Source organism: Caballeronia sp. GAWG1-1, assembly GCF_023631465.1.
GTDB lineage: Bacteria > Pseudomonadota > Gammaproteobacteria > Burkholderiales > Burkholderiaceae > Caballeronia.
The window spans coordinates 197,067-222,173 of record NZ_JALQDB010000006.1 but is presented as its reverse complement, the minus strand read 5'-3'; the positions used below and the strand labels follow the sequence as shown (position 1 = coordinate 222,173).

Below are 25,107 nucleotides of genomic sequence, written 5' to 3'. Positions count from 1 at the left end.
GGCTTGACTCAGCGCCAGCATTGTTCCTTGAGGTCGTAGGCGCCCACGCGCAGGTCGGGCTTTTCGGCGCGCAGCACCTTCTTCTGCACGCGCTGCGAATCGGTCAACGGCAATGCATCGCGGTACTCGACATAGCGCGGCATCTTGAACGCCGCCAGCCGCGGCCGACAATACTCGACGATGCGTTGCGGAGTCACCGTCTCCGCCGCGACGCCCGGCGCGAGCTGGATATAGGCCTTGACCTCTTCCTCATGATACGGATCGGGAACCGCGATAACCGCCGCGTCTTGAATCTCTGGCATGCTGCGCAACACGCTTTCGACCTCCCGTGCTGAGATGTTCTCGCCGTTGCGACGCACCATGTCCTTCATGCGGCCGACGATGTAGACGTAGCCCGCCTCGTCTTGACGCGCGATGTCGCCGGTGCGGAACCAGCCGTCGAGATAGCTCTCGGCAGTCGCGTCCTCGCGCTTGTAATAGCCCTTGAAAAGACCGCGGCCGCGCACCATCAATTCGCCGGGCTCGCCGGCCGCAACGGCTTGGCCGGCTTCGTCCGAGACCTTCAGTTCACGGAATGGCGCCGCGATGCCGCAACTGCCCGAGCCGCTCATGCGTTCAAGCGCGTCGGCAGGCATGTATGCCGCACCGCCAATTTCCGTCATGCCGTAGTACTCCTGCCCGCGCACGTTGAAGCGCTGTTCGAAGTCGCGGTGATGCGCGGGAGAGAACGCAAAGATGGTCGCGATCTTCAGCGCGTTGCGCGCGTCGTCGGGCGACGACGGCTGCTTGTAGACCATGTCGAAGAGCGCACAGTAGTCGCATTCGTACGCCGACACGTCGCGCATGAAGCGCTTCGCACCCGACTTGCGCGGCAATATCGCGCAACCGCCGCTCACCATCGCGTTCAGCAAAATGCGCTGACCCACCATGTAGAACAGGCTCGATCCCACATAGAAGCGCGAGAGGCGCGTCCCGAAGAACTGCGTCGAGCTATGCGCGAGGATTAGCCAGTAATCGTGCGACAGCATGCACGCCTTTGAGAACCCGGTGGTGCCGGAGGTGTACTGCAGATTGAGCAAGTTGTCGCGATGACGCGGCACATCGGCGGCCCGTCGGTCCTTAGCGGCGTCGAGCAGCGCAGGCCATTCGCGCATGCCCTGTGGCGCCGCTCCATTCACCACGACGACGTGCTGCTTGTTCACGCGCAGCACCGCGAGTTCTTCCAGACGCGGCAGGAACTCGGCATCAATCACGAGGAATGACGCGTCCGAAGTCTCCAGCACGTAGTCGATCTCGCGCGCCGTGTAAGTGGCATTGACCGGCACGATGACGGCCTGCTGACGGGCGAGCGCCAGCCAGGTCAGCGCGAACTCCTCGCAGTTCCATGTCATCACGGCGACATGCGCGCCCGGCTTCACGCCCAGTTCCTCAAGCGCGGCAGCGGCGTGATCGACGCCTTGCAGCACCTCGCGCCAGGTTCTCTTCTGACCGCTGTCGATGAAGTGCCAGGCAGGCTGGTCGCCGTGTGCGGCGACGGTTTCGAGCAACTGGTCGTAGATCGATTCAGGCAGCGGCGTCGCTTCCACACGGCGATGCAGGGACGCGGGATCTTCGGTACTGAATTCGGCGAACATGAGAGTCTTGTAGGTTGTAACGAGGACTAGCCGGGTTGCCGATCGCGCGCGGGCCGGTGCAGCACCCATTCGGACAGCAGCACGGCCAGCACTGTGACGAGTATCAGTAGCGTGGCGACCGCGGCGACCACCGGGGTCAAGTCGTCGCGCACGTTCGCCCAGATGCGCATGGGCAAGGTCTCGTTGCGACCCATGATAAATAGCGCGACGACGAGTTCATCGAACGAAACGAAAAACGCGAAGATCGCCGACGTCACGATCGAGGCGCGCAGCGACGGCAAGGTGACATGCCAGAATGCCCTGAGTGGTCCCGCGCCCATGACGCGGGCAGCCAGCGCCAGCGTTTCGCCTCGCTGCCGCAAGGCGCTCGCTACGTTGATGACCACAAACGGGAGCGCCAGCATGGCGTGCGCCATAACGATGCCGGTCATCGAGCCGTACAGATGGAAGCGGTTGAAGACCAGCATGACGCCCAGCGCAACGATGATCACCGGCACGACCTGCGGACTAAGAAACGCACCGCCCAACAGCCGGTCCCAGCGCGTCGAACGGCGCAGCGCGTAAGCCGTCATCGTGCCGAGCACGGTGGCGAGCAGCGAGGCCCAGGAGCCGATGGTGACGCTGCGCATCGTCGCGGAAATCCACGCCGGGCTTTCGAAGAAGCTCGCGAACCATTTCAGCGTGAAGCCGGTCGGCGGAAACTTCAAATAGCTGGTCTCGCTGACTGACATAGGAATGACCAGGCACACGGGCTTCGCTCCAGCCGTTGAAGGCTTTTCCCGCCGGAACCTTGTCGGTGCGGTAGCCGATGGCGGTGGTATAGGCGATCGCGCCAATGGCATAGGGCTGACGCGCGATCGGCGGCAGCTTGTTGTCGGGATCGACGACCTTCCAGTCGATTGGCACCGCCACTTGTTTCGCTCGGCGACCGGAAGCGACGCGCCCTCGGTTGGCGAGATGTCCCAGAGCACATTGCCGGTGGTCTGCTGGACGCGGATCTGAGCAAGCGAATCTCCAGTGGACGCTTGCGTGACGGTCACGCCGGTCGCCTTCGAGAACGGGTCTCCGCAGACCGTCTTGAGCAGATTCGCCCAAGCGCCGCCATAGTTGGCCAGGACCAGCGAATCGGCGTGAGCGTGCGCCGACATGAACACAAATGCTGCCAGTGCGCCGCGCGTCGCGTTTGAACGAAGTGATGCCATCGGCAACTCCATGGGTGCGTGAAAGGACAGATCAAAGGTCCGGAACGAGCGCCGCGTCGCCCGGAGAGAAAGCCAGCGAGATGCGGTCGCCGCGTTGCAGCCCGGCAGCTCCCTCGCTGCGCGGCTCCCGGAAATGCACGGCTGCGCCGCTTTCGTGTCGCGCGCTGAAGTCGATCATGTCGCCGAGAAAGATGGCTTCGTCCAGCGTGACATCGATGCACACGTCGTCGTTGCGGCACGTGCGGCGCGCGAGATGTTCCGGCCGCACGCTCACGAAATGCCGCACGGCTGGCGCGGACGCGCGTGCGTCGCTCCACGAGACGCCAAGACCTGGAACTGCGATGCGTCCGCGATCGCCAAGCTCCGCCGCGAACAGATTCGTCTGCCCGATGAACTGCGCCACAAACCGGCTGCAGGGCCGGTCGTACATGTCGAGCGGGCTGCCCACCTGGGCGATCTGCCCGTCGCGTAGAACGACGATTCGGTCAGACATCGCGAGCGCCTCGCGCTGGTCGTGCGTGACGTAGACGACGGTGCAGCCGAGCTGGTGTTGGATCGACTTGATCTCGAATTGCAGCGCCTCGCGCAGCTTGAGATCCAACGCGCCGAGCGGCTCGTCCATCAGCAGCACCGGCGGCTCAAACACGATGGCACGCGCGATGGCGACGCGCTGCTGCTGCCCGCCCGACAGCTCGCGAGGCATTCTGGCGGCGTAGGCGTCGAGCCGCACGGTATGCAACGCCCGTTTGACGCGCTCCTGCATTTCTTTCCTCGGCGTGCCGCGCATGCGCAGCGGAAAAGCGATGTTTTCCGCTGCGCTCATGTGCGGGAACAGCGAATAGTTCTGAAACACCATCCCGAGATTGCGACGCTCTGGCGGCAACTCGGCAACCGACCGGTCGCCGATGCGGATATCGCCCGACGAGATCGGCATGAAGCCCGCGAGCGCATTTAGCGCGGTCGTCTTTCCGGAGCCGCTACTGCCGAGCACGGTGATGAACTCGCCCGCCTTGACCGACAATGAGAAATCATGCAGCGCGGTCACGGCGCCGTAGCGCTTAGTGACATGGATGAACTCGATGGTGGATCCGGTCTTCATGTGCCTCTGCCCCTCGGCTCGATCATGTTGTGCAGGGTCGTTTGTTTTGTGCGTTCTCGACCGTGCGGAAGCGTCATCAGGTAAAATGACGATACGTTCATTTTTGAACACTCTGTCATTTATGGACATTAAGTATAAAAATTTTCGCGTCAAGGGGTGCTTCCCTCTTAGCGGCAAGGAGTGGCCGATGTCTACGGAAGAATTGACATTGCAAGCGAGCAAGTCGTGGCTGGATGGACTGGTGATTCGGAAAGGCGAGCGCTTCGACGAATTGCTGGATCTGAAGAGTCGGGACCGCAAACTGCCAAAGCGCGAGCGAACGCGCTGCGCGGTCATGGCGTGTCTCGCACGACAGTTGCAGGCGGACCCCGGCAGACGCCCCCAGATCGAGACGATCCTCAACGACACTGGGCTGTCGCGCGGCACCTTCTACAACTATTTCGATGATATCGACGTGGCCGTGGAGGCGGTGCTTGTCGCGTTCTTCAAGGCCTTGTGGTCGCCGCCCGCAGCGCGGCGCGGCAAAGAGGCACCGGACAGGGAGACCGACGCCGTTTATGCCGCCAATCTGTGGTACTGCCAAGCCTATGAAATCAACGCGGGCCTGTTTGCCGCCTTCTCACATGTGTCGGCCTATACGCCGTCGCTGGTGCGGATGCGGGAGGAAATGAACGCTGTTTGGGTTGATCGTGTGATCGAGGCGGTCGCACGCGCTTACGGAGTCAAATTCGGCACTGCACTGCGACGTGATTTCCGGGGCTCATTACGCCTGCTTATCGCGATGTCGATCGAAGCCTTACGTGAGCGGCATGTACATCAAGATGAACTGCTTACCTCATCGTTCCCAGCAGCGGAGGACCTGGCTACTGGGCTGACGAATGTGTGGAACGATGTAATCACAGCTTACGTTGCGCGTGCACAGTAACGCGTCCGCATGAGAACGCAGAAATGATGGCACGGCCACCTTCGTCGGATCGATGGTTTGTACGTGCACCCGATGCGTTATCTTTCGCACCGAATGTCCGCACCGACTAAGTTTTTAGCGACAAGCCCGTGCGACAGACATTGGCGTGTCGACCAATACTCATTGCCCGTCGAATGCAATTTCAAACGACCGCTGTTCCACACGTCAGGCTTTACGCCTAAGACTGTCCGCTTGGATGGCGGCTTTAGACGAAGGACGAAAGGCGGGAACTCGTGTTGGGTCATCTGTATGGGGACCGCGAAGGCGGCGCGGACCCAATCAGCTCTGCCGTCATCTCGCTAGTGATGCAATATCGTGATCCGGCGATGGCGTGATGCTTAGAGAAGGCTCACTCGACAGAACTGCGCATCGAACGGCGTGCGAGGGCACAGCCAGAGCATGAGAAGTGCGCTGGGAGGAAGTGGCGACTGTACCGGCATCCGCATGCTCAGCGGCACAGAGGTCAGTGCGGCGGACGATTATCTCGCGTTGGCACAGCGAGCATCGCATCCGGTACCGCATAGACCTCAAAGCGCGAATGCGCGTCGTGCACGACGACGCTGTTTTCCGGATTGCAGCCCTGCAGCCTGATTACGCTGGATGCGAAAAATGGATCTTATCTGCCAGACGGACACCATTCACGAGCCGCCTGGGTAACTGTGCGAGAGAAGGGTCACACCACTCGGTAGAATGAGCGCTTCTCACGGTTGAAAAGACGTTTTCCTTTTTTGGTGGATGGGATGGTGGATAAGCTCTATATGTCAGGCTGTGTCCCCTATATTTGCTCACTCTTTGGCGGACACCGCCTCCGCCAGCGCGATCTCTGAAAGCCCCGTAATTTCTGAATTACGGGGCTTTTTGTTTTTTGGCGCGCAATTGATTCATCAGCAAGCAAGAACAGCGAGATTCTCTTTCGATCATGACGAACTGGTTGCACCGACGCCGGGGAATCAAGAAATTCGAGCATCCAGAACTGCTTACCAGTCGGCATGCTCTAGCGTGCTATCGATCTTGGTTCATGGAGAAGCGCGCGTTTGATCGAGCCGCATGATCCAACACTGAAAGATCGACCAATAAGGCTTCGCGAAGGCGAATTCCCTGTGAAACCGCTCGAAACATGGCCAACTCGCCGCACTGGGTAACAAAAGCTTAAAACGAGACAACCGTCCGATACGGCTGCATGCCCAAGAGCAACAATCAATCGGATTCCTCCGATATATGAGGCATCGCCCGATCCCTATCCTTGACCTTGCTTCCTCGTCGCGTTAAACGCCTTTTCGCGATAAGGAAGCCGTTCGAAGTGTTTGACCTCGCCTCGCGCGAGGTCTTTTTTTGCCTGCCGCGCACGTGCACTTGCAAACGGCAACGAGCAGCGCCCAAACCCCATCTGCCACAATCCGCATGAACAAGGCGGCTTAATTACCATCTAACCGCCTCATCGATCGATAAAGCGGAGACAAGCCTGATGAAGCCAAGCCGTATCGCGCAAGTAGCTTTGGGTTGCATCGCCATGACAGGCATAACAGCGCATGCACAGCCGCAACCCAACACTCAATGGCGTCAGGCAGAAACCTCGTTTTTCGATCTGATTCAAAACGGCTACGAAATCGTAGCCGTGACGAGCATCGCCGAACGCGCGTCCGGTTTGCCTGCGGATACTTACGTGCTGCAGAAAAACAATAGCGTATTTCGTTGCGTCGAAACGCGCAGCGCCGAGTCGGGAACGACGAGAACCGCCGCGCCATTGCGCTGTGCGGAACTCGTCAAACCCTTCGTGGATTGATCAACCTACCGGCGCTTCGCCCTCGCCCGTTTCCTTTCCTGGGCGATCGTTTGGCGACTGCTTGCGGCCTTCGTCATCGCGTTCGGGCAGCTTGCTCTTCTCGTTGTCGCTGTGTTCGGCGGGTTGTGCTTCGGCCGGCTTCGCTTCGCTAGTCATGGCTCCTCCTGTTTGCCTTGGGTGTAAGCATCGTCAGCAAATCCTGCGCCTGTAAGAAGCGCATCCAGAAGCGCACGCAGAATCGCAAACACTGCGGCGCCGACACGGGCTACCATCGATCCATCGTCATCAGATGCTACTCGCGATGCCTAAAGCACCGATTCTGCCGTCAGCCACGCTCGTCGCCATCGTGCTTGCCGCGACATTGGCCGCCTGCACGATCACGCCGCCACCGAGCGTCATCGAAGCACGCTCCGCCGCAACCGCACCGTCTCGCGCATCGATTGGCGACTACAAGGAGCGCGTCGCGCAACGTATCCTCGAACGCAATCCGTCGTACGTGCTGAAGGGCACGCCGCAAGCCATGCTGCGCTCGTTCGTGCTGGTGTCCTTCACCGTGGATCGCAACGGGCGCGTCGTCAATTCGTCGGTGTATCGCACCAACGGCGACGACGAAGCCGAAGCCACGGCGCTCGCCTCGCTGCGGCGCTCGTCGCCATTGCCCGTGCCGCCCGCGCGCCTCCTGAACGGCAACGGCCAGCTCGAACTCTTCGAAGGCTGGATGTTCAACGACGACGGCCACTTCCAGTTGCAAACGTCGCATTCGCCACAAGCGACGACCATCGATTGATTGGCGCTCGCGCGGCACGCTCGTTATAATTTTTGACATCCCGGCCGGACCTGCTTCCGGCATGGCTTTCAGACCGCGCCTACCCCTCGCGTCCGTTGAAAGTCTTTGTCCGGTTCGCGCTCTACTCCTGCGAGCCGCTCGACCGTTTTACCGCCCACCCCAACAAGCGTCTTGCGTGCGCTCTTACGCCTTGCTCGCCCATCGAGCAGGAATGCGCCACCATAAGCACCACAAAAGCGACACGACAACGGAGACACCATGTCATCACCCACGCTTTCCGCCGCCAAGCCAGGCGACGGCGCCCAAAGCACCTCGCGCGTGATCTTCGCGAGCTTCATCGGCACCGCAATCGAGTTCTACGATTTCTACGTCTATGCGACAGCCGCCGCGCTCGTCATCGGGCCGGTGTTCTTTCCACACGGATCGCCGGCCGCGCAAGCGCTTTCGGCTTTCGTCACGTTCGGCATTGCGTTCGTCGCGCGGCCTATCGGCTCGTTCATCTTCGGGCACTTCGGCGATCGCGTCGGACGCAAATCGACGCTCGTCGCGTCGCTGCTCGTCATGGGCATTTCAACGACGCTCATCGGCTTCGTGCCCGGCTACGATTCCATCGGCAGTCTCGCGCCCGTGCTCCTGTGCATCCTGCGCTTTGGGCAAGGCATCGGGCTCGGCGGCGAATGGGGCGGCGCGGCGCTACTTGCAACGGAATACGCGCCCAAGGGCAAGCGAGGCCTCTTCGGCATGTTCCCGCAGCTCGGGCCGTCGATCGGCTTTCTTGCTTCCAACGGCCTGTTCTTCGGCCTCGCGCTCTCACTCTCCGACGAACAGTTCCGCAGTTGGGGCTGGCGCGTGCCGTTCATCGTGAGCGCGGTGCTCGTCGGGCTCGGGCTTTACGTGCGCCTGAAAATCGCGGAGACGCCCGCATTCCGCACTGCCGTCGAGCGTCACGAGCGCGTGCGCGTTCCCATCGCCACGCTGCTCGGCCGTTATCTCGCGCCGACCTTGCTCGGCGCCTTCGCGATGGTCGTCTGCTACACGCTCTTCTACATCTCGACGGTCTTCTCGCTGTCGTACGGCGTCTCCACGCTGCATTTCTCGCGCGAAAAATTCCTCGGTCTCTTGTGTTTTGCCGTGCTGTTCATGGCAATTGCGACGCCGATCTCGGCCATCGCCAGCGACCGCTTCGGCAGACGGCCCGTGTTGATCGTCGGCTGTCTCGCGGCGATCCTCTCCGGCTTCGCAATGCTGCCTCTGCTCGGCAGCGGCAACACGGTCTACGTCGCGCTCTTTCTGACCATTGAATTGTTCTTGATGGGCGTGACTTTCGCGCCGATGGGCGCGCTCCTGCCCGAGCTGTTCCCGACGAGCGTGCGCTACACCGGCGCGGGCGTCGCGTACAACTTGGGTGGCATTCTGGGCGCATCGGTCGCGCCTTATATCGCGCAATTGCTCGCAAATCGCGGCGGACTGTCGTGGGTCGGCGGGTACGTATCGGCGGCGGCGGCGGTGAGCCTCATCGCCGTGTTGTGCATGCGCGAGACGCGCGACATCGCACTTGAATAGCGTTCGAATGACTTCGATGGCGATACCGGCGCGTTCAACGATCGCGCTGGTTCACCGCATGTGCGGGCACCGGCTGGCCCTTGATGAGCGGCACGCGCTTGCGTTCCCGTTCGACGCGCGTGCGCTTGCGCTCGGCCCAGAAGTGCGCGAGCCATAGGAGCGTGCCGACAGCGAGCGCATCGGCGGCGAGACCGCCAATCCACTGATAGTGCGTCATGCCGATGGCGCGCAACGCCGAATCCAGCACGAGCGACACGCACGTGCCCGCGATGAAGCACACGAGCCCTTGCTGCCCAATGGTCACCACGCCCGGCAATTTAGCCGCGAGCGCCTTGATCCATCCCGCGTAGACCGCGCGTGCGATCACCCATGCAACGGCGGCGAAACTCACGATACGCAACGTCGCCAGGTTCTGCTTGAGGTATCCCGGCGGCGCTTGCGTTTCCAGGAAGAGCTTGAAGAATGCGAAGGTCAGTGCGATCGCGATCGCTCCGCACGTCAGCCAACGCGCAGTACGGCTTGCGTGGAAGTCGTTGCTGACAGGCTGCACGCGCGCAAGGATGCCCATCACGAACATGAGCTGCCACGCGAACGGATTGAACGACCACGCTTCGGCGTAGGTCGAGGGCAGCGCGCGCGCCAAGGGAAGAGCGGCGAGCCACACGAGCAGACTGCCGAACATGGCGATAACGGGCTTCCTCTCGGCGAGCGGAACCACGAAAGGCACCGCGAGCGCGAAGATGGAGTACATCGGCAAGACTGACGAAAGATACGGCTGCTGGCGCAAGGTCGTGATGTCGAACAAGAGCCCGACCGGACGGGCAAGGAACGTCGGCCATTCGGTGTACCGCAGCATCGGCGAATCGATCTTGAGGAGCATCAGCAATGCGCCGCCGATCAACATGAGAACCGCGGTCAGCAGATAGGCGCGATAGATCTCCCAGCTGCGCTTGAAAAAGCGTCGGCGGGCGGCTTGTGCACTACGGCGAGTCGCAAGCGCCGTGTATGCCGCCGCCGACGCATAACCGCCGAGGAAGACGAATACTTCCGCGGAATCGCAGAACGCGTATTGATGCAGCGTAAAGTGCGACAGCACGCTTCCCGATATATGGTCGACCGCGATAATGAGCAGCACGACGCCTCGAAAGAAATCGACTTCGAGAGAACGTTGGGTCGGGGAACTCATTGGACGAATGCTCCACGCACTGCGGTCGGGCGCGCGGCCAACATGGCGTTCACGCGCATACGGGGTTTGTACCTAGCCTTAAAAGAAAATTCCCTGAATCAACGCGTATTTAAATTAACACTTGAAGACAGTCGGGAAGCTGGCGGCAAAATGACTATTTTGTTGGGTGTTGCAGTAACTATGCCAATACCTAATACTCGATGAAACGCCGGTCGCGGGAAGGAATGCCGTTTCAATCGACAGGAGGCTGAAATGCCTTTTCATCTGCAGAGTTCGCATCTCGTCGTGGTCATCGCACTGGCCTTGGTGACGGCCTTGCTCCTCGCGATAAAGTTCCGGCCGCTCACATGGCGCGGCGTCGTTTGCGAGGCGCTCATTGCGAATATCGGAGCCATCGGCGCGGTGATCGCTTTCGAGATGCTTACCGGCTGAAAACGTGTCCAGTTTTCGACTGACCAAGATTTTTCAAGCCGATTGAACTTTCGTCACGGGCAAAAGTCTTTTGAGGAGTGCCGTGCATGCGCGGCAACCTTCTCCTCTCCGCTCCCGTTGTCGGGAGCGTTTCTTGGGCGCCTGGCGAAAGCCTCGCGCCTGTTCTTTTTTCTAGCTCCGGGGTCTGCTTCGTCAGGCGTAACCTGCCGCATGCTTGGGACGCTCGCTATACTCTGCCCTTTGGCCGAAGCGACCGCATGATCCGAGCGCTACGTTCTCTTTCTCTTCGCACCGCGCGACGCACACGCGGCCTGTGGCGTCGCTACGGTATCTTCTGGCTTGGCGCAATCGCCGTCGGACTGATCGCCGTCTACTATGCGCGGCTGATCGACTGGGGCTACGGAATTTTTCTCGATGCGCGCGCCGCGCACGCCTGGCTGCCGCTCGTCATCACACCGGCTGCCGCCGCGCTATGCGTTTTCGTCACGCGCAGGTTCTTTCGCGGCTCGGAAGGCAGCGGCATCCCGCAGGTCATCGCCGTACTCAACAGTCCGACTTCGGAAGCCGGCGGACGGCTGCTTACGCTCAGGATTCTCGCGAGCAAGATTGCCGTATCGTTCATCGCGATTCTGGGCGGCTTCACCATCGGCCGTGAAGGTCCGACCGTGCAAGTCGGCGCGGCGCTCATGTTCAACATGCGGCGCTTCTACCCGCGCTCGAACTCGCTGATCGAACGGCAACTCGTGCTGGCGGGCGCGGCGGCCGGTCTGTCGGCGGCGTTCAACACGCCGCTCGCGGGCATCGTCTTCGCCATCGAGGAGCTCACGCGCAGCTTCGAAGTGCGCACGAGCGGCGTGCTGATCACGGGCATCATCATCGCGGGGATCGTGGCGCTCGGGCTCAACGGCAACTACACGTATTTCGGCACCATCGACGTCGGCACGCACTTTTCGAACATGCTGGCCGTCGCGGTGATCGTGACCGCCATTGTCACGGGCATGGCGGGCGGCGTCTTCTGCTGGCTCCTTCTGAACACGTCGAGGTGGATTCCCGCGCCCTTGCGGCATTTGCATGCGTCGCGGCCGGTCGTGTTCGCCGCGCTGTGCGGACTGGTCATCGCGATCGTCGGGCTCGTGTCGGGCGGCACGACCTTCGGCAGCGGCTATGCGGAAGCGCGCGGTCTGCTCGAAGGCCGCGAACATCTTTCGGTGTTCTACCCGCTATTGAAAATGATCTCGATGATCGGCTCGTATCTGCCGGGCATTCCGGGCGGCATCTTCGCGCCGTCGCTGTCGATTGGCGCGGGCTTCGGCAACGTGTTGCATCTGCTGTTCGGACAGATGTCGCTGCCCATGATGATCGCGCTCGCGATGGTCGGCTATCTTGCGGCCGTGACGCAATCGCCGATTACGGCGTTCGTCATCGTGATGGAGATGATCAACGGCCACGCGCTCGTCATCTCGCTGATGGCGACCGCGCTGGTGTCGAGCCGCGTGTCGCGCTTGTTCGCGCCGCCTTTATACGAGGCGCTGTCCGAGCGCTATATGGCGCCGTTGCCACAACCGGCGGCCTCGCCCGACGTGCCGGAAAGAGACGAGGCCGTCGTCGAGAAAGACGCGGCCCCGCAAAAGTAATCAGCCTTACGCGCCGATCAATCCCAGTGCCCTGCCACATAGCGATGCTGGCCGTGATCTTCCACCCAAACGGCCGGCACCCAGTGGTGGCCGACGTGCTCGGCTTCCCAATGGCCGCCCGCCCAGACGTAGTGGCCGTGTTCCCAGTTCCAGTGACCCTGATCCCACACGTAACCCGCGCGTGCGGGCGGCACCGGCTCATGGCGTGGCGCGGGCGGCGCGCTAGGCGCCACGATCACGATTTCGGCCGATGCCGCGGTCACGGTGAGCGCGCCAGCGACGATAAGCGCGGATGAAGCGAGCAAATGGCGAACGGAAGTTTTCATGCTTGGACCTCGTATTCCAGGACATTGAACGCGCCGGGTAGCGCGGATTTTCATGTCGGCAACGCAACCTTGCTGCCGATGTCCGTTCAATGCGCGACGTGGTCAAAAGGAAGACAAACGTCTGATTACGAGATGACCGAAGTGCAACCGAATATTGATGAAAGCCGACGCGCATTTGAAGCCGCGCGCAAACGATAACGTCGCCATGAAAAAAGCCAGGATCGCCCGATCCTGGCTTCATACGTTCATCTCGATACACAAGCCCGGGGTTATGCCGGCGGTATCTCGATCTTCACTTCCAGCACTTCGAGATCGTCCTGACGTTCGAGGCTCACTCGAATATCGTCGTCAGTAATCTTCACGTACTTCGAAATCACCGCAACGAGTTCCCGTTGCAACGCCGGCAGGTAATCGGCGGCGGCTTTGCCACCCGCGCGCTCGTGCGCAATGATCAACTGCAAGCGTTCCTTCGCGACCGCAGCGGACTTTTTCTTCTCGCCCAGCAAAAACGAAAGAATCGACATTGCGTCCCCTTACTTGGTGCCGAAGATACGTTGCAGCAGCCCTGGCTTTTGATAATCCGTGAAGCGCAGCGCCTTTTCCTCGCCGAGAAAACGCGACACCACGTCCTTGTACGATTCCGCAACGTCGGTGCCGTCCAAATGCACCGCGGGCAAGCCCTGGTTCGATGCATGCAGCACCGCTTCCGACTCCGGAATCACGCCGATCAGTTCGATCCGCAAGATCTCCTGGATGTCGTTCAACGACAGCATCTCACCTTCGGAGACGCGCTTCGGGTTGTAGCGCGTAATCAGCAGATGCTCCTTGACCGGGTCCTTGCCTTCGATCGCGCGCTTGGTCTTCGAAGCGAGAATGCCGAGGATGCGGTCCGAGTCGCGCACGGACGACACTTCCGGGTTCGTCACGATAAGCGCTTCGTCCGCGAAGTGCATGGCCATGAGCGCACCCGACTCGATACCCGCCGGCGAGTCGCAGATGATGTACTCGAAGTCCATCTTGCTCAGTTCGTCGATCACCTTCTCCACGCCTTCGAGCGTGAGCGCGTCCTTGTCACGCGTCTGAGACGCCGGAAGGATGTAAAGGTTCTCGAGCTTCTTGTCCTTGATGAGCGCCTGATGCAGGTTCGCCTCGCCCTGGATCACATTGATGAGGTCGTACACCACGCGGCGTTCGCAACCCATGATGAGGTCGAGGTTGCGCAGACCGACGTCGAAGTCGATCACGGCCGTCTTGTGGCCGCGCAATGCGAGCGCCGATGCGAAGCTCGCGCTGGTGGTCGTCTTGCCGACGCCGCCCTTCCCCGAAGTCACCACAATGATTTTTGCCATACAAGTACCTTGTGTTCGTCAAATAGGTCCGTCGCGTTCCTTAATCGAGCGCGCGCCAAGGGGCATCGGGCGCGCGGCGTCAGGTCAGCCGCAGCGGTTCGATCATCAGTTTTTCTTCGTCCAGCCAGATTTGCACCGGCTTGCTCTGTACATCGGGCGAGAGCGGGTTCTCGGTCGTCCGGTAGATTCCCGCGATGGAGATGAGTTCCGGTTCGAGACAAGTGCAGAAGATCCGCGCGTCGTGATTGCCGTGCACGCCTGCGAGCGCGCGGCCTCGCAATGGCGCATAGATATGGATATTGCCTTCCGCGATGACCTCGGCGCCGTACGACACGAGCCCGAGCACGATGAGATCGCCCTTCGCGTAGACCTGCTGACCCGAGCGCAACGGCCGGTCGATGATGGTCGACGGCTGCGGCAGCGCGGGCGGCGGCGTGATGGCGACTGCTGCTTCGATCGCCGCGGCGGCCTCGACGTTAGGCTTGGCCTCATCGACCGAAGGCTTCGGCGCGCCACGCCGGTCGCGCGCTTCGAGGACCGGCAAGCCGCCCTCGCTTGCCCATTGAATTGCCCAGCGCTGCACCGGCAACGCGACGATGCCCACGGGCCGCATGCGCACGCTCTTCAGAAGCGTCTCCAATTCCGCGAGCGAGACGCGCTCGCCTTCGCCGCCTTCGGCTTTCTCGGCGAGCCGGCGCAAGTCGATGGCAACCACATCGCCCGCGAAGAATTCGGGAGTCGCCTCGAAGCGCCGCGTGAGTTCAGTGCGCAGGGCATCGAGGTCTGGAGTCTTGACGACGAAGTAGAGCGTGTCGACGGAGCCGCTGCGCAGTTCGAAGAAGGGCGTTTTGTTGAGCGACATAGGAACGGCCAAAATTTTTGCGTATTTTACAGGCGTGTGGGCGCGCGGCCATACTTTTTACGGCCCGTTTCAGCTATCGGAAACGATGAGTACGCGCGAAGGAAGGGTGAAGCGAGACTTACGCGCCGGTCTCGCGCTGAACGTGGCGCACGTAGAGCAGTTCGTGCTCCTGCTCGTGCGACGACATCGTGCGGCGATCGCCCGTGGGTCCGAAGCCCAGACGTTCGTAGAAGCGCATCGCGGTGCGGTTCTCGTCGGCGATCCACGCATGCACTTCCGATGCGCCCTGCGCCGCGAGCCAGTGCGACGCGGCGTTCACGAGCAACTCGCCGCCACGCAGATGGCGCACTGCCGGCGCGACCCAGAGCGCCGCCACGAAGGCCCGCGCCGATCCGGCTTCCTCGACATACGCATGCACGAGCCCGCAAGGATGCCCTTCCGTATACAGCAGGAAGGTCGCGACGCGAGGCGAATGCGCGTGCTCGGCGGCGGTGTCGTCGAACGATTGCGGCTCGACGCGCAGCGCATCTTCCAGCGTCTCGCCGAACGCATAGGGCGCTTCGCGCAGCGACGACGTGCGCAGCTCGCGCAATACCGCGCCCTGTTGCGAGGCGATTCGGTTGACGGTCAGTGAGGGACTCATGCGGGGCTCATGCAGGCAAATTCTCTCTGGCTCTCTGGCTTCTCTGCCTCGAAGGCGCTCGGGCCTTTCCGGTATTCGGGCCATTCGCGTAGCTTCAACCGAACGGGCGTACCCGTCAATTCTTTCTTCTCGGATAGTGCTTTACAGCGCACATGCAGACGCGCTCTCGCCGCTCACGCACCATCACGGCGCGCGCAAACGGTACTCGCGCGCTTCTTTACGGCGCGGCGTAGGCGCCTACGCCATCCGGCCAGGGCGTAAGCAACTCGAAGCCGTCTTCCGTTACCGCGATCATGTGTTCCCACTGCGCCGACAGCGAGCGGTCCTTCGTGGTCACCGTCCAGCCGTCGCGCGACTGCTGCGTGGCGGGACGGCCCGCGTTGATCATGGGCTCGATGGTGAAGACGAGGCCGGCCTTGAGCCGCAGGCCCGCGCCGCGCTGGCCGTAATGCAGCACTTGCGGATCTTCGTGATACACGCGGCCGATGCCGTGACCGCAGTACTCGCGCACCACCGAAAAGCCTTCACGGTGCGCGACCGTCTGGATTGCGTGGCCGACGTCGCCGAGCGTCGCGCCCGGACGCACTTCGCGGATGCCCGCGACCATGGCTTCGTAGGTCGTTTCGGTGAGGCGCCGCGCTTCCTTGTTCGGCGTGCCGGCGTAGTACATGCGGCTCGTGTCGCCGAAGTAGCCGTCCTTGATGATGGCCACGTCGATATTGATGATGTCGCCGTCTTTCAGTTCTTTCGGGCCGGGAATACCGTGACAGACGACATGATTCACCGACGTGCAGACCGTCTTCGGAAAGCCCATGTAGCCGACGTTCGCCGGCACGGCCTTCAGTTCATCGACGATGAAGCGGTTGCAGATGGCGTCGAGTTCGTCCGTGGTGACGCCGGGGCGCACGTGTTCCCCGATCATGGCGAGGACTTCGGCGGCCATGCGGCCGGATATGCGTAACTTCTCGATGTCAGCGGGTGTCTTGAGCGTAATGGCCATTGGCAGATGTGTTCGTCGCGCCTGCGTGCGTGGCGCGAGAAACGCCGCTTGGGGCGCGCCGTGCACGAGGACATTGGGGCCGATGATAGCACTCTCGTGCGGCCCTCTCTCTTTGGAAAGGCGCATGCGTGCTGCGTTTCGTGGCGACATCGGGCGTTTGCGATCGCGCCATGCGGTCTTGTGATCGATGCGCGATTGTGGTCTAGTGACCCGCATTCGCACTTGAGAACCCGAGCCTGAAGATATGAACCTGCATCGCCTGAATGCTGCTCGTGCCGTTTATTCCGTCTATGCCGTTTATGCCGTTTGTACCGTTACCGCGGTCTTGTCCGTGCTGGCTGCCTGCAGTTCGACTAGTGGCCCGGAGCTGAGAGCGTCGAAGCCCGTGATTCATGTTTCATCGGCGCGGCGTGCGTCGGATATATCGGGCTGTCTCGAAGGCAGGTTGCCTTCGGTGCAGACGGTGCGCAATCAAGGAGCGACGGAGCTCGTCGTCGGACCGAACGCGTGGCTCGTGACCTTGACGCCATCCGCGTATGGAACAGAGGTGAAGGTGCAGCGATCCGTGGATGACTACAGCGGGTTGCCGGAGCCCGAACTGAGGTTCGATGTGGCGCGATGCACGACTTGATGCCGACGTGATGCGAAAGCCTTGAACGAAACCGGGCCCTCAACGAAAAACCCCGCAAGTCTCACGACTTGCGGGGTTTAGTATCTTGGCGGAAAGGGTGGGATTCGAACCCACGGTACAGCAAAACTGTACACTGGATTTCGAGTCCAGCGCATTCGACCACTCTGCCACCTTTCCGTCTACCAGCCTGGGCCTTAAAGGCTTTGCCGGCCTTCGCGAAGCGGGTCGTTGCCAAGCGAAGAACGAAAGTATAACGAAGTCGTTCGAGCTTTCCAAGACCCTTTTTAAAAATAAACGTCAGACCACAGCCGGCGCCTCGATACGCTCCGCGCCACGCATGTAAGGGCGCAAAACCGCGGGAATGGTCACCGAGCCGTCCGCGTTCTGGAAATTTTCCAGCACGGCAACCAGCGTGCGTCCCACCGCGAGACCCGAGCCGTTGAGCGTATGCACGAACTCCGGCTTGCCTTGTGCATTGCGAAAGCGTGCCTGCATGCGTCGCGCCTGGAAGGCCTCGGTATTCGAGCAGCTCGATATCTCGCGATAAGTGTTTTGCGCCGGCAACCACACTTCGAGGTCGAAGGTCTTCGCCGCCGAAAAGCCCATGTCGCCCGTGCAAAGCGTGATTACGCGATACGGCAATTCGAGCTTCTGCAGAATGGTTTCGGCCTGCCCGACCATCTCGTCGAGCGCGGCGTACGAGTGCTCGGGTGCGACGACCTGCACCATCTCGACCTTATCGAATTGATGCTGGCGAATCAGGCCGCGCGTGTCGCGTCCATATGAACCCGCCTCGGAACGGAAGCACGGCGAATGCGCCGTCAGCTTCACCGGCAGCGCGCTCGCTTCGAGGATGCTGTCGCGCACGGTGTTCGTGAGTGATATCTCCGAGGTGGAGATGAGGTACTGCGTGACCGTGTTTTCGTCGCCGCCCTTCTCGACGCGGAACATGTCGTCGGCGAATTTGGGCAACTGTCCGGTGCCGTAGAGAATCTCAGGATTCACGATGTACGGTGTGTACGCTTCTGTATAGCCGTGCTGTTCGGTGTGTGTGTCGATCATGAACTGCGCGAGCGCGCGATGCAGCCGCGCAATAGGCCCGCGCAAGAGAGTGAAACGCGCGCCCGAAAGCTTTGCGCCGGTTTCGAAATCGAGGCCGAGCGGCGCGCCGACATCGACGTGATCCTTGACCTCGAAATCGAACGCGCGCGGTGAACCCCAGCGGCGCAGTTCGACGTTTTGCTTCTCGTCGTTGCCCACAGGCACGCTTTCGTGAGGCAGATTCGGCACGGTCAGCATCAAGTCCGACAGACGCTTCTGCACGTTTTCGAGTTGCGTCGCCGATGCCTTCATCGTGTCGCCGATGCCGCCTACTTCCGCCATCACCGCCGACGTGTCCTCGCCACGGCCTTTCATCGCGCCGATTTGTTTGGACAGGCTATTGCGGCGCGCCTGAAGTTCTTCGGTGCGGGTCTGGATGTCGCGTCGCTCGGCTTCGAGCGCGGCGAAGGCGGCGACGTCGAGCGTGTAGCCTCGGTCGGCGAGGCGCTTCGCGACGCCGTCCAGGTCTTTACGGAGGTGTTGAATGTCGAGCATGTCGGGGATGCTTTTGTTAAGTATTCGAAAACGACGATTTTAGCGCACGCATCGGGCGCGGCCGTGGCTGGCGTTCAGGCGATCATGCACCGCCGATATTTGCGGCAAGGCGCGCCGCCAGTAGCTGTGAAGTCTAACGCACCGGTTACGGCCGGCGCGTGCCGCTTCGATTCGCTCGATGAAACAGGCGGGCGGTGCGAGTGAAACGAAGCACCCGCCGGCGTGCAGCACCCCTTACCGCTTCTTCTCATCCTTGTGCTCGCGCCGCCAGGCTTCATCGAGTTCCGCGAGACGCGACAGCTTGTCGCCGATCTTGCCTTCCAGCCCGCGCGGCGTCGGCACATACCAGTGCGGATCGCGCATGCCGTCCGGCAGATAGGTTTCACCGGCGGCATAGGCGTCCGGTTCGTCGTGCGCGTAGCGATACTCGTGGCCGTAGCCGAGCTCCTTCATCAACTTCGTCGGCGCGTTGCGCAGATGCACCGGCACGTCGCGCGACTGATCCTTGCCGACGAAGCGCCGTGCCTCGTTATACGCGTTGTAGCCCGCGTTCGATTTCGGCGCGACCGCCAGATAAATGAGCGCCTGCCCGAGCGCCAGTTCGCCCTCGGGCGAGCCGAGCCTTTCGTAAGTTTCGGCGGCATCGAGCGCGATGCGCGCGCCACGCGGATCGGCAAGACCGATATCTTCCCAGGCCATCCGGACGATGCGCCGCGCCAGATAACGCGCGTCCGCGCCGCCGTCGATCATGCGGCAAAACCAGTACAGCGCGGCGTCCGGATTGCTGCCACGCACCGACTTGTGCAGCGCGCTGATCTGGTCGTAGAACGCGTCGCCGCCCTTGTCGAAACGGCGCAGATTTTCGGCGAGCGCGCTGCCGAGCAACGCGCCATCCACGTGCGTCTGCTTCTGCTGCGCGGCCGCGCGTGCGACGATTTCCAGGTTATTCAGGAGCTTGCGGCCGTCGCCATCGGCGGAACCGATCAGCGCGTCGCGCGATTCGTCGGTGAAGGTCAGGCCGCCGAGTTCAGTGCTTGCGCGCTCCAGCAGTTCTTTCAACTCGTCGGCGTCCAGGCTTTTCAGCACGTAGACGGCGGCCCGCGACAACAGCGCGCTGTTCACCTCGAACGACGGATTCTCGGTCGTCGCGCCGACGAACACGAACAGGCCCGACTCCACGTGCGGCAAGAACGCGTCCTGCTGGCTCTTGTTGAAGCGATGCACTTCATCGACGAACACGAGCGTCTGGCGCCCGTTCGCGCGATGAATCTGCGCCGTCTCGACCGCCTCGCGGATATCCTTCACGCCCGAGAGCACCGCCGAAAGCGAGATGAACTCGGCGTCGAAGGCAGCGGCCATGAGGCGCGCGAGCGTGGTCTTGCCGACGCCGGGCGGGCCCCAGAGGATCATCGAATGCGCCTCGCCCGATTCGAACGCGACGCGCAGCGGCTTCGCCTGACCGAGCAGATGCTTCTGCCCGATCACGTCGTCGATGGTGCGGGGGCGCAGGCGTTCCGCGAGCGGGACGGTGCCACGGTTTTCTTCGAACATGTGCTTGCTGAGTGAGGTGAGGCGCCGACGGCCGGGTCACCGGACGCATTTTTGCCTATGCCGAACGGCAGAGCTAGCGCATTGCTCCGCGTGGCCGCAAAATCCGGGTCATTATGACAGCCGATGCTCGCGCGCGAGCAACGGCTTCGGACAAACCGCGAACAGACAAGATAAGGATCAAATCCGATGCAGCAAGAGGACACGTCGACTTACGCCCCGCTCATTCCCGTGCCGCCCGAACGGCGCGCCTTCGGCACCAGCGACGCCTTCGCGCTGTGGTTCTCGCTCGGCATCGGCCTGCTGGTCGCGCAGGCGGGCGCGCTGCTCGTGCCGGGTCTGTCGCTGCCGCACGCACTCGTGGCAATCGTCATCGGCACGGTGATCGGCGTGGTGCTGCTCGCGCTCGCGGGCGTGGTCGGCGCGGACACGGGGCTCGCCGCCATGTCCTCGCTGCGCCCGACGCTCGGTGTGCGCGGCGCGTCGGTGCCTGCCGTGCTCAACGCCGTTCAACTGGTCGGCTGGGGCTCGTTCGAAATCATCGTCATGCGCGATTCCGCGGACGCGCTCGCCAAACAATCTTTCAATCTGTCGATGCCGCTCGTCTGGACCGTGATCTTCGGCGTGCTCGCCACGCTGCTCGCGGTGAGCGGTCCGCTGTCCTTCGTGCGGCGCTTTCTGCGTACCTGGGGCATCTGGCTCTTGCTCGCGGGCGCGGGCTGGCTCACGTGGAATCTGCTGGCCAAGCAGGATCTGGCCGCGCTGCTGGCGCGTCCTGGCACCGGCGAGCTGGCGTTCGGCGCGGGGATCGATCTGGTCGTTGCCATGCCGCTTTCGTGGCTGCCGCTGATTGCCGATTACACGCGCTTTTCTCGCAGCGCGGGCGGCTCGTTTCGTGGCACGCTGCTCGGCTACGGCATCGCGAACCTGTGGTTCTACGCGCTCGGCGCGGTGTACGGGCTGGCCGCGGGCGGCGGCGATGCGCTCCTCACCATCGCGCTCGCGCAAGCGGGTGGCGGCATTGCGCTGCTCCTGATTCTCATCGATGAAATCGACAACGCCTTCGCCGATATCCACTCCGCCGCCGTCTCGACGGGCACGTTCTGGGCGCGCGTGAGCGTACCCGTGCTTTCCGCCGCGTTCGGCGCGCTCTGCACGCTGGTCGCGCTCGCCGTCGCCATGGGCAAGTATCAGAACTTCCTGCTGCTGATCGGTTCGGTGTTCGCGCCGCTCTTCGGCGTGGTGCTGGCCGATCACTTCATCGTGAGAAAACGCCGCGTCGATCTCGCCGCGCTCGGCCAGTCCGTCGGCCGCTATGGCTATTCGGGCGGCTGGCACGTGAGCGCCTTTGTCGCGTGGGCGATCGGAATCGCGGCCTATCACGCGATCAACCAGTGGCTGCCGAATCTGGGCGCGACATTGCCATCGCTTGCGTTGGGCGCCGTCTGCTACTTGCTGCTGGTTTCAACGCGGCGGGCGGCGTTGGCTTCGTAACGTCTCGCCCGATTCACGCGCGCCGCTCGACGCCCGGAAACACGCACAACAACTCGAACGCGAGATTCGCCCCGAGCAGCGCCGTGGTTCCGAACGGATCGTACGGCGGCGCAACCTCCACCAAATCCGCGCCGACGATATTCAAGCCCCACGCGCCGCGCACGATCTCCAGCGCCTGCGGCACCGTCAGACCCGCGATTTCCGGCGTGCCGGTTCCGGGCGCAAACGCCGGATCGATGCCATCGATGTCGAAGGTGACATACACCGGCCCGTCGCCCATCTGTTCGCGCACTTCGGCCATCAGCGGCGCGAGCGACTTGTTCCAGCACTCCTCCGTCTGCACGACGCGAAAGCCCTGTTCGCGGCACCAGTCGAAATCGCTTGCCTCGTAGCCTGTGCCGCGCAGGCCGATCTGCACGACGCGCCCGCAATCGAGCAAGCCCTCTTCCACCGCGCGGCGAAACGGCGTGCCGTGCGCGATCTTCTCGCCGAACATGGTGTCGTTGACGTCGGCGTGAGCGTCGATGTGAATGAGCCCGACCTTGCCGTGCTTCGCGTGGATCGCCCGCAGAATCGGCAACGCGATGGTGTGATCGCCGCCAAGCGTGATCGGCTTGCAATCGTGCGCGAGGATCTCGCCATATGCGCGCTCGATGCGGTCGATCGAATCCAGCAGGTTGTACGGATTGATTGCGACATCGCCGATATCGGCCACGCGCAGCGAGTCGAACGGCGCGGCGCGCGTCGCCATGTTGTACGGGCGCAGCAGCACCGATTCGCTGCGCACCTGACGCGGGCCGAAACGCGCGCCCGTGCGATTCGACGTACCGAGGTCGAACGGCACGCCGACGAAACACACGTCGAGACCGGCAGCCGTCGGCACGTTCGGCAGACGCATCATCGTGGTGATGCCGCCGCAGCGCGGCATCTGATTGCCGGAAAGCGGTTGCGGACGTTCGGCGTCGAAGTGTTCGGCAGGTGTAAAGAGCGAAGACGTATTCATGGTGTCAAATGTTTCCGTTCAGCCAAAGATGGCGTATTAGTACCCGCTTTTGACCCAAGCTAAAATGGCGACGAAAACAACTTCACATCGATCCCAATCGATGTATAGGCGGCGCGCGTGTTCACTCATCTTTCCGACCTGGATTTGCGGCTCATACGCGTGTTTCTCGCCATCGTCGATGCAGGCGGCGTTTCCTCCGCGCAGGCCACGCTCAATGTTGGCCAGTCGACCATCAGCACGCAACTCGCGACGCTCGAAACGCGCCTCGGCTACCGGCTTTGCGAGCGCGGACGCGGCGGTTTCGCACTCACTTCGCGCGGCGAGCAATTCGTCGATGCATGCAGAGCGTTGCTCGCCGCTGTCGAAACGTTCGATTCCACCGCGCGCCATGTCGGCCGAAAACTCGTCGGCACGCTGACGCTCGGGATGATCGGCAACACGCCGGTGAGCGCGAATGCGCGCATCAGCGAGGCGATCGCGCGCTTCCGGCGACGCGACGAATCGGTGCGCCTATCCGTGCTCGTCCGCTCGCCAGGCGAACTCGAGGAAATGCTGCTTGCCGGCCGCATTCAGATGGCGATCGGCTACTTCTGGCATCGCGTGCCGTCGCTCGAATACACGCAGATCTTTGCCGAAGATCAGTTCGCGTACTGCGCGCGAGAGCATCCGCTTTTTGTACACGCGGGCAATGTGAGTCCGGACGATGCCGCCGAGCATGCGTGGGCGTGGCGAAGCTATCCGCTGCCCGAAGCAGGCGCGCTCACGCCGCGCACTATCGGCGCGGTCGCGGACAACATGGAAGCCGTCGCCATGCTCGTGTTATCCGGGCGGCATCTCGGTTATCTGCCGGAGCATTTCGCCGCGCCTTATGTGAAAGACGGCTTGCTCGCCGCGTTGAATCCCGAGTTCATGCGTTATCGCGTGGCGTTTCACATGGTCGTGCGCGCCGAGCGCGGACGCGGCTCGCGCAATGCGAAGAACGATATCGTCGATGCATTCATCGAGGACATGACCGCCGCTCACACTGCTTAGACGCAGCTAAATAAGCAGCACGCATGCTTATTCGACAAGCATCGATTTCCGCGAGCAATTAGCAAAAGCCAATCACTCGACCGACACGATTTCTCCTAATATCCAAGCTAATCGCGTTATCTCAAAAATAAGCCGAATGATCGGATGTGCTTAATCACGTCGCGCGAAACACGGACTTTTCAACGGGGGAAAAGATGGACCAAGCAAAGCTGAGAGAAACACGCCGGGTTGGATTGGCAGCGGCGCTCGCCGTGCTGAGCGCCTATGCGGTATCCGCCCCGGTGTACACGATGCCCGGTGGCACGATCACATTCCGGGGCGCGCTGGTGGCGCCGCCGTTCGGCGTATCGACATCGACGGCGGCAACGTCCGCAACTTTTTCGGCGACGAACCATGCGAGCGACCAGACGGTCTCGGTGCACTTCACGCCGCCGCCAACCGACGCGCCGAACGCACGCGTCGCCATTGCCGGCAGCGTGTACGCGCGCTTCGCCGATGGCGCCGGACGTCAGACCGCACGCGGCAGCGATGGCACGTTTCACGTCGGCGCGACAGGCGGCGTGCTGTCCATGTCGGCGCCATCGACAGCGCCATCGACAGCGCTCGTGACGGTCGTCACCGACTATCAATAAGCCGGGCGCACAACCTTACCCGTTGATCACGTCCGCGCCCTTCGGCACGTTGAACTTGAAGGTATCGCTCTTGATCGGCGGGTTCTTCTGAATGTTCGAGAACGTAAGAAGCGTGACGTTGCCGAACACGTCGTGCAGTTCCATGGCTTGCAGATTGCCGTCCTTGAAGCCGATGCCCACGCGTTCGAACTGCGTGTCCTTCGCTTTAGGCGTGAGTTCCAGCCAGTCGATGCCGCCCTTCTCGCCCGCATCGCGCGAGGTGAAGTTCTTGTCGAGGTCGTTGCTGCCGAAAAGGATGGCGGCGGGGCTTGCGCCAAGCGCGCCGCCAAGCGTGCGAACGGTGACCTGGTTCAAGTCCTTGTCATAGACGTAGAGCTTGTCGCCGTCCGCCTGCAAAACCTGCGAGTACGGCTTTTCATACGACCAGATGAACTTGCCCGGCCGCGCGAACATGAATGTGCCGCTGGAGGTCACGCCCTTGGTCGGCGTAGTCGTGGAGCTTGCGCCGTTATTGACCTTGCCTGGCGCCTTGACTTCCTGTTGCGTGAATTCGCCGCGTGCCGCGTGGACTTGCGAAACGAAGGCCTTCAGCTGCTCCGTGCCACTCGCGTACGCGTGCGATGCAAACAGCATCGACGCGGACAGCAGCGCCGCGCCGAATACCTTCTTCCCCGTGTGTTGCTTCATGCTTTTGTTCTCCATTCAAA

The 25,107-nt window shown here is 62.0% G+C and carries 25 protein-coding genes and 1 tRNA gene; 10 read left to right on the top strand and 16 right to left on the bottom strand.

Features of this window, described 5'->3' with window-relative positions; translation table 11 throughout:
- Window positions 1-8: 8 nt before the first annotated feature.
- Genes NCT03_RS03660 through NCT03_RS03650 form a run of 3 tightly spaced genes read right to left on the bottom strand, consistent with a single transcriptional unit; the run spans window position 9 to window position 4,088 of the window.
- On the bottom strand, window positions 9-1,634 hold the full coding sequence (locus NCT03_RS03660) for a class I adenylate-forming enzyme family protein (protein ID WP_250463703.1): 1,626 nt from the start codon (window positions 1,632-1,634) through the stop codon (window positions 9-11).
- A gap of 26 nt (window positions 1,635-1,660) precedes the next feature.
- Window positions 1,661-2,848, bottom strand: a complete 1,188-nt coding sequence (locus NCT03_RS03655) for an ABC transporter permease subunit (protein ID WP_250491974.1) — start codon at window positions 2,846-2,848, stop codon at window positions 1,661-1,663.
- Window positions 2,849-2,867: 19 nt separating this feature from the next.
- Window positions 2,868-4,088, bottom strand: a complete 1,221-nt coding sequence (locus tag NCT03_RS03650; RefSeq protein ID WP_250463698.1) for an ABC transporter ATP-binding protein — start codon at window positions 4,086-4,088, stop codon at window positions 2,868-2,870.
- A 34-nt stretch (window positions 4,089-4,122) separates the two neighbouring features.
- On the opposite strand from NCT03_RS03650, the gene NCT03_RS03645 reads away from it, so the two are divergent.
- Together NCT03_RS03645 and NCT03_RS03640 are read left to right on the top strand one after the other, a co-directional pair.
- Window positions 4,123-4,860: a TetR/AcrR family transcriptional regulator gene (locus NCT03_RS03645; RefSeq protein WP_250491973.1), complete on the top strand. Its 738-nt coding sequence runs from the start codon at window positions 4,123-4,125 to the stop codon at window positions 4,858-4,860.
- Window positions 4,861-6,409: 1,549 nt separating this feature from the next.
- The gene (locus tag NCT03_RS03640) at window positions 6,410-6,682 is read left to right on the top strand and encodes a hypothetical protein (RefSeq protein ID WP_250491972.1); all 273 of its coding nucleotides are present in this window, start codon (window positions 6,410-6,412) and stop codon (window positions 6,680-6,682) included.
- Here NCT03_RS03640 and NCT03_RS03635 read toward each other — a convergent pair whose 3' ends face one another.
- Window positions 6,683-6,838, bottom strand: a complete 156-nt coding sequence (locus NCT03_RS03635; protein WP_244827345.1) for a hypothetical protein — start codon at window positions 6,836-6,838, stop codon at window positions 6,683-6,685. It abuts the gene before it with no gap.
- 145 nt (window positions 6,839-6,983) lie between these two features.
- Between NCT03_RS03635 and NCT03_RS03630 the strand changes: the two genes are divergently transcribed.
- On the top strand, window positions 6,984-7,469 hold the full coding sequence (locus tag NCT03_RS03630; protein ID WP_250491971.1) for a TonB family protein: 486 nt from the start codon (window positions 6,984-6,986) through the stop codon (window positions 7,467-7,469).
- Between the two features lie 258 nt (window positions 7,470-7,727).
- Window positions 7,728-9,032, top strand: coding sequence for an MFS transporter (locus NCT03_RS03625; RefSeq protein ID WP_244827343.1), 1,305 nt, complete (start codon window positions 7,728-7,730; stop codon window positions 9,030-9,032).
- A gap of 34 nt (window positions 9,033-9,066) precedes the next feature.
- Here the strand turns inward: NCT03_RS03625 and NCT03_RS03620 are convergent, their stop codons facing one another.
- Entirely contained in the window at window positions 9,067-10,218 is a 1,152-nt protein-coding gene (locus tag NCT03_RS03620; protein ID WP_250491970.1) for an OpgC domain-containing protein, read from the bottom strand.
- Between the two features lie 252 nt (window positions 10,219-10,470).
- Between NCT03_RS03620 and NCT03_RS03615 the strand changes: the two genes are divergently transcribed.
- Both NCT03_RS03615 and NCT03_RS03610 read left to right on the top strand, forming a co-directional pair.
- Complete coding sequence (locus tag NCT03_RS03615) at window positions 10,471-10,650, top strand: hypothetical protein (protein ID WP_250491969.1); 180 nt, start codon at window positions 10,471-10,473, stop codon at window positions 10,648-10,650.
- 257 nt (window positions 10,651-10,907) lie between these two features.
- Complete coding sequence (locus tag NCT03_RS03610; protein ID WP_250491968.1) at window positions 10,908-12,284, top strand: chloride channel protein; 1,377 nt, start codon at window positions 10,908-10,910, stop codon at window positions 12,282-12,284.
- A 17-nt stretch (window positions 12,285-12,301) separates the two neighbouring features.
- Here NCT03_RS03610 and NCT03_RS03605 read toward each other — a convergent pair whose 3' ends face one another.
- The 6 genes from NCT03_RS03605 to map all read right to left on the bottom strand — a co-directional run bounded on the left by NCT03_RS03605 (window position 12,302) and on the right by map (window position 16,464).
- On the bottom strand, window positions 12,302-12,610 hold the full coding sequence (locus NCT03_RS03605) for a YXWGXW repeat-containing protein (RefSeq protein WP_250491967.1): 309 nt from the start codon (window positions 12,608-12,610) through the stop codon (window positions 12,302-12,304).
- Between the two features lie 269 nt (window positions 12,611-12,879).
- Window positions 12,880-13,134: a cell division topological specificity factor MinE gene (gene minE, locus NCT03_RS03600; RefSeq protein ID WP_244827338.1), complete on the bottom strand. Its 255-nt coding sequence runs from the start codon at window positions 13,132-13,134 to the stop codon at window positions 12,880-12,882.
- A 9-nt stretch (window positions 13,135-13,143) separates the two neighbouring features.
- Entirely contained in the window at window positions 13,144-13,959 is an 816-nt protein-coding gene (gene minD, locus NCT03_RS03595; protein ID WP_244827337.1) for a septum site-determining protein MinD, read from the bottom strand.
- Window positions 13,960-14,038: 79 nt separating this feature from the next.
- Entirely contained in the window at window positions 14,039-14,821 is a 783-nt protein-coding gene (gene minC, locus NCT03_RS03590) for a septum site-determining protein MinC (protein WP_250491966.1), read from the bottom strand.
- Between the two features lie 118 nt (window positions 14,822-14,939).
- Window positions 14,940-15,464, bottom strand: a complete 525-nt coding sequence (locus tag NCT03_RS03585) for a GNAT family N-acetyltransferase (protein ID WP_244827335.1) — start codon at window positions 15,462-15,464, stop codon at window positions 14,940-14,942.
- A 217-nt stretch (window positions 15,465-15,681) separates the two neighbouring features.
- Window positions 15,682-16,464, bottom strand: coding sequence for a type I methionyl aminopeptidase (gene map / locus NCT03_RS03580; protein WP_250491984.1), 783 nt, complete (start codon window positions 16,462-16,464; stop codon window positions 15,682-15,684).
- Window positions 16,465-16,708: 244 nt separating this feature from the next.
- On the opposite strand from map, the gene NCT03_RS03575 reads away from it, so the two are divergent.
- Window positions 16,709-17,095 carry a hypothetical protein gene (locus NCT03_RS03575; RefSeq protein WP_250491965.1) on the top strand — a complete coding sequence of 129 codons (387 nt, stop codon included), beginning with the start codon at window positions 16,709-16,711 and terminating at the stop codon, window positions 17,093-17,095.
- Between the two features lie 86 nt (window positions 17,096-17,181).
- On the opposite strand, the gene NCT03_RS03570 is transcribed toward NCT03_RS03575, so the two are convergent.
- The 3 genes from NCT03_RS03570 to NCT03_RS03560 form a co-directional block, all read right to left on the bottom strand.
- Window positions 17,182-17,272: transfer RNA gene (locus NCT03_RS03570), tRNA-Ser, on the bottom strand.
- A gap of 120 nt (window positions 17,273-17,392) precedes the next feature.
- Window positions 17,393-18,691, bottom strand: a complete 1,299-nt coding sequence (gene serS / locus NCT03_RS03565) for a serine--tRNA ligase (RefSeq protein ID WP_250491964.1) — start codon at window positions 18,689-18,691, stop codon at window positions 17,393-17,395.
- Between the two features lie 234 nt (window positions 18,692-18,925).
- Window positions 18,926-20,242 (bottom strand): replication-associated recombination protein A, encoded by a 1,317-nt coding sequence (locus NCT03_RS03560; protein ID WP_250491963.1) that lies wholly within the window; start codon window positions 20,240-20,242, stop codon window positions 18,926-18,928.
- Window positions 20,243-20,428: 186 nt separating this feature from the next.
- Between NCT03_RS03560 and cytX the strand changes: the two genes are divergently transcribed.
- Window positions 20,429-21,733, top strand: coding sequence for a putative hydroxymethylpyrimidine transporter CytX (cytX, locus tag NCT03_RS03555; RefSeq protein ID WP_250491962.1), 1,305 nt, complete (start codon window positions 20,429-20,431; stop codon window positions 21,731-21,733).
- 13 nt (window positions 21,734-21,746) lie between these two features.
- On the opposite strand, the gene speB is transcribed toward cytX, so the two are convergent.
- Entirely contained in the window at window positions 21,747-22,736 is a 990-nt protein-coding gene (speB, locus tag NCT03_RS03550; protein ID WP_250491961.1) for an agmatinase, read from the bottom strand.
- A gap of 117 nt (window positions 22,737-22,853) precedes the next feature.
- Between speB and NCT03_RS03545 the strand changes: the two genes are divergently transcribed.
- Entirely contained in the window at window positions 22,854-23,768 is a 915-nt protein-coding gene (locus tag NCT03_RS03545; protein ID WP_250491960.1) for a LysR family transcriptional regulator, read from the top strand.
- 194 nt (window positions 23,769-23,962) lie between these two features.
- Window positions 23,963-24,400 carry a hypothetical protein gene (locus NCT03_RS03540; protein WP_250491959.1) on the top strand — a complete coding sequence of 146 codons (438 nt, stop codon included), beginning with the start codon at window positions 23,963-23,965 and terminating at the stop codon, window positions 24,398-24,400.
- A 15-nt stretch (window positions 24,401-24,415) separates the two neighbouring features.
- Here the strand turns inward: NCT03_RS03540 and lolA are convergent, their stop codons facing one another.
- Window positions 24,416-25,087 (bottom strand): outer membrane lipoprotein chaperone LolA, encoded by a 672-nt coding sequence (gene lolA, locus NCT03_RS03535; RefSeq protein WP_250463657.1) that lies wholly within the window; start codon window positions 25,085-25,087, stop codon window positions 24,416-24,418.
- Window positions 25,088-25,107 lie beyond the last annotated feature (20 nt).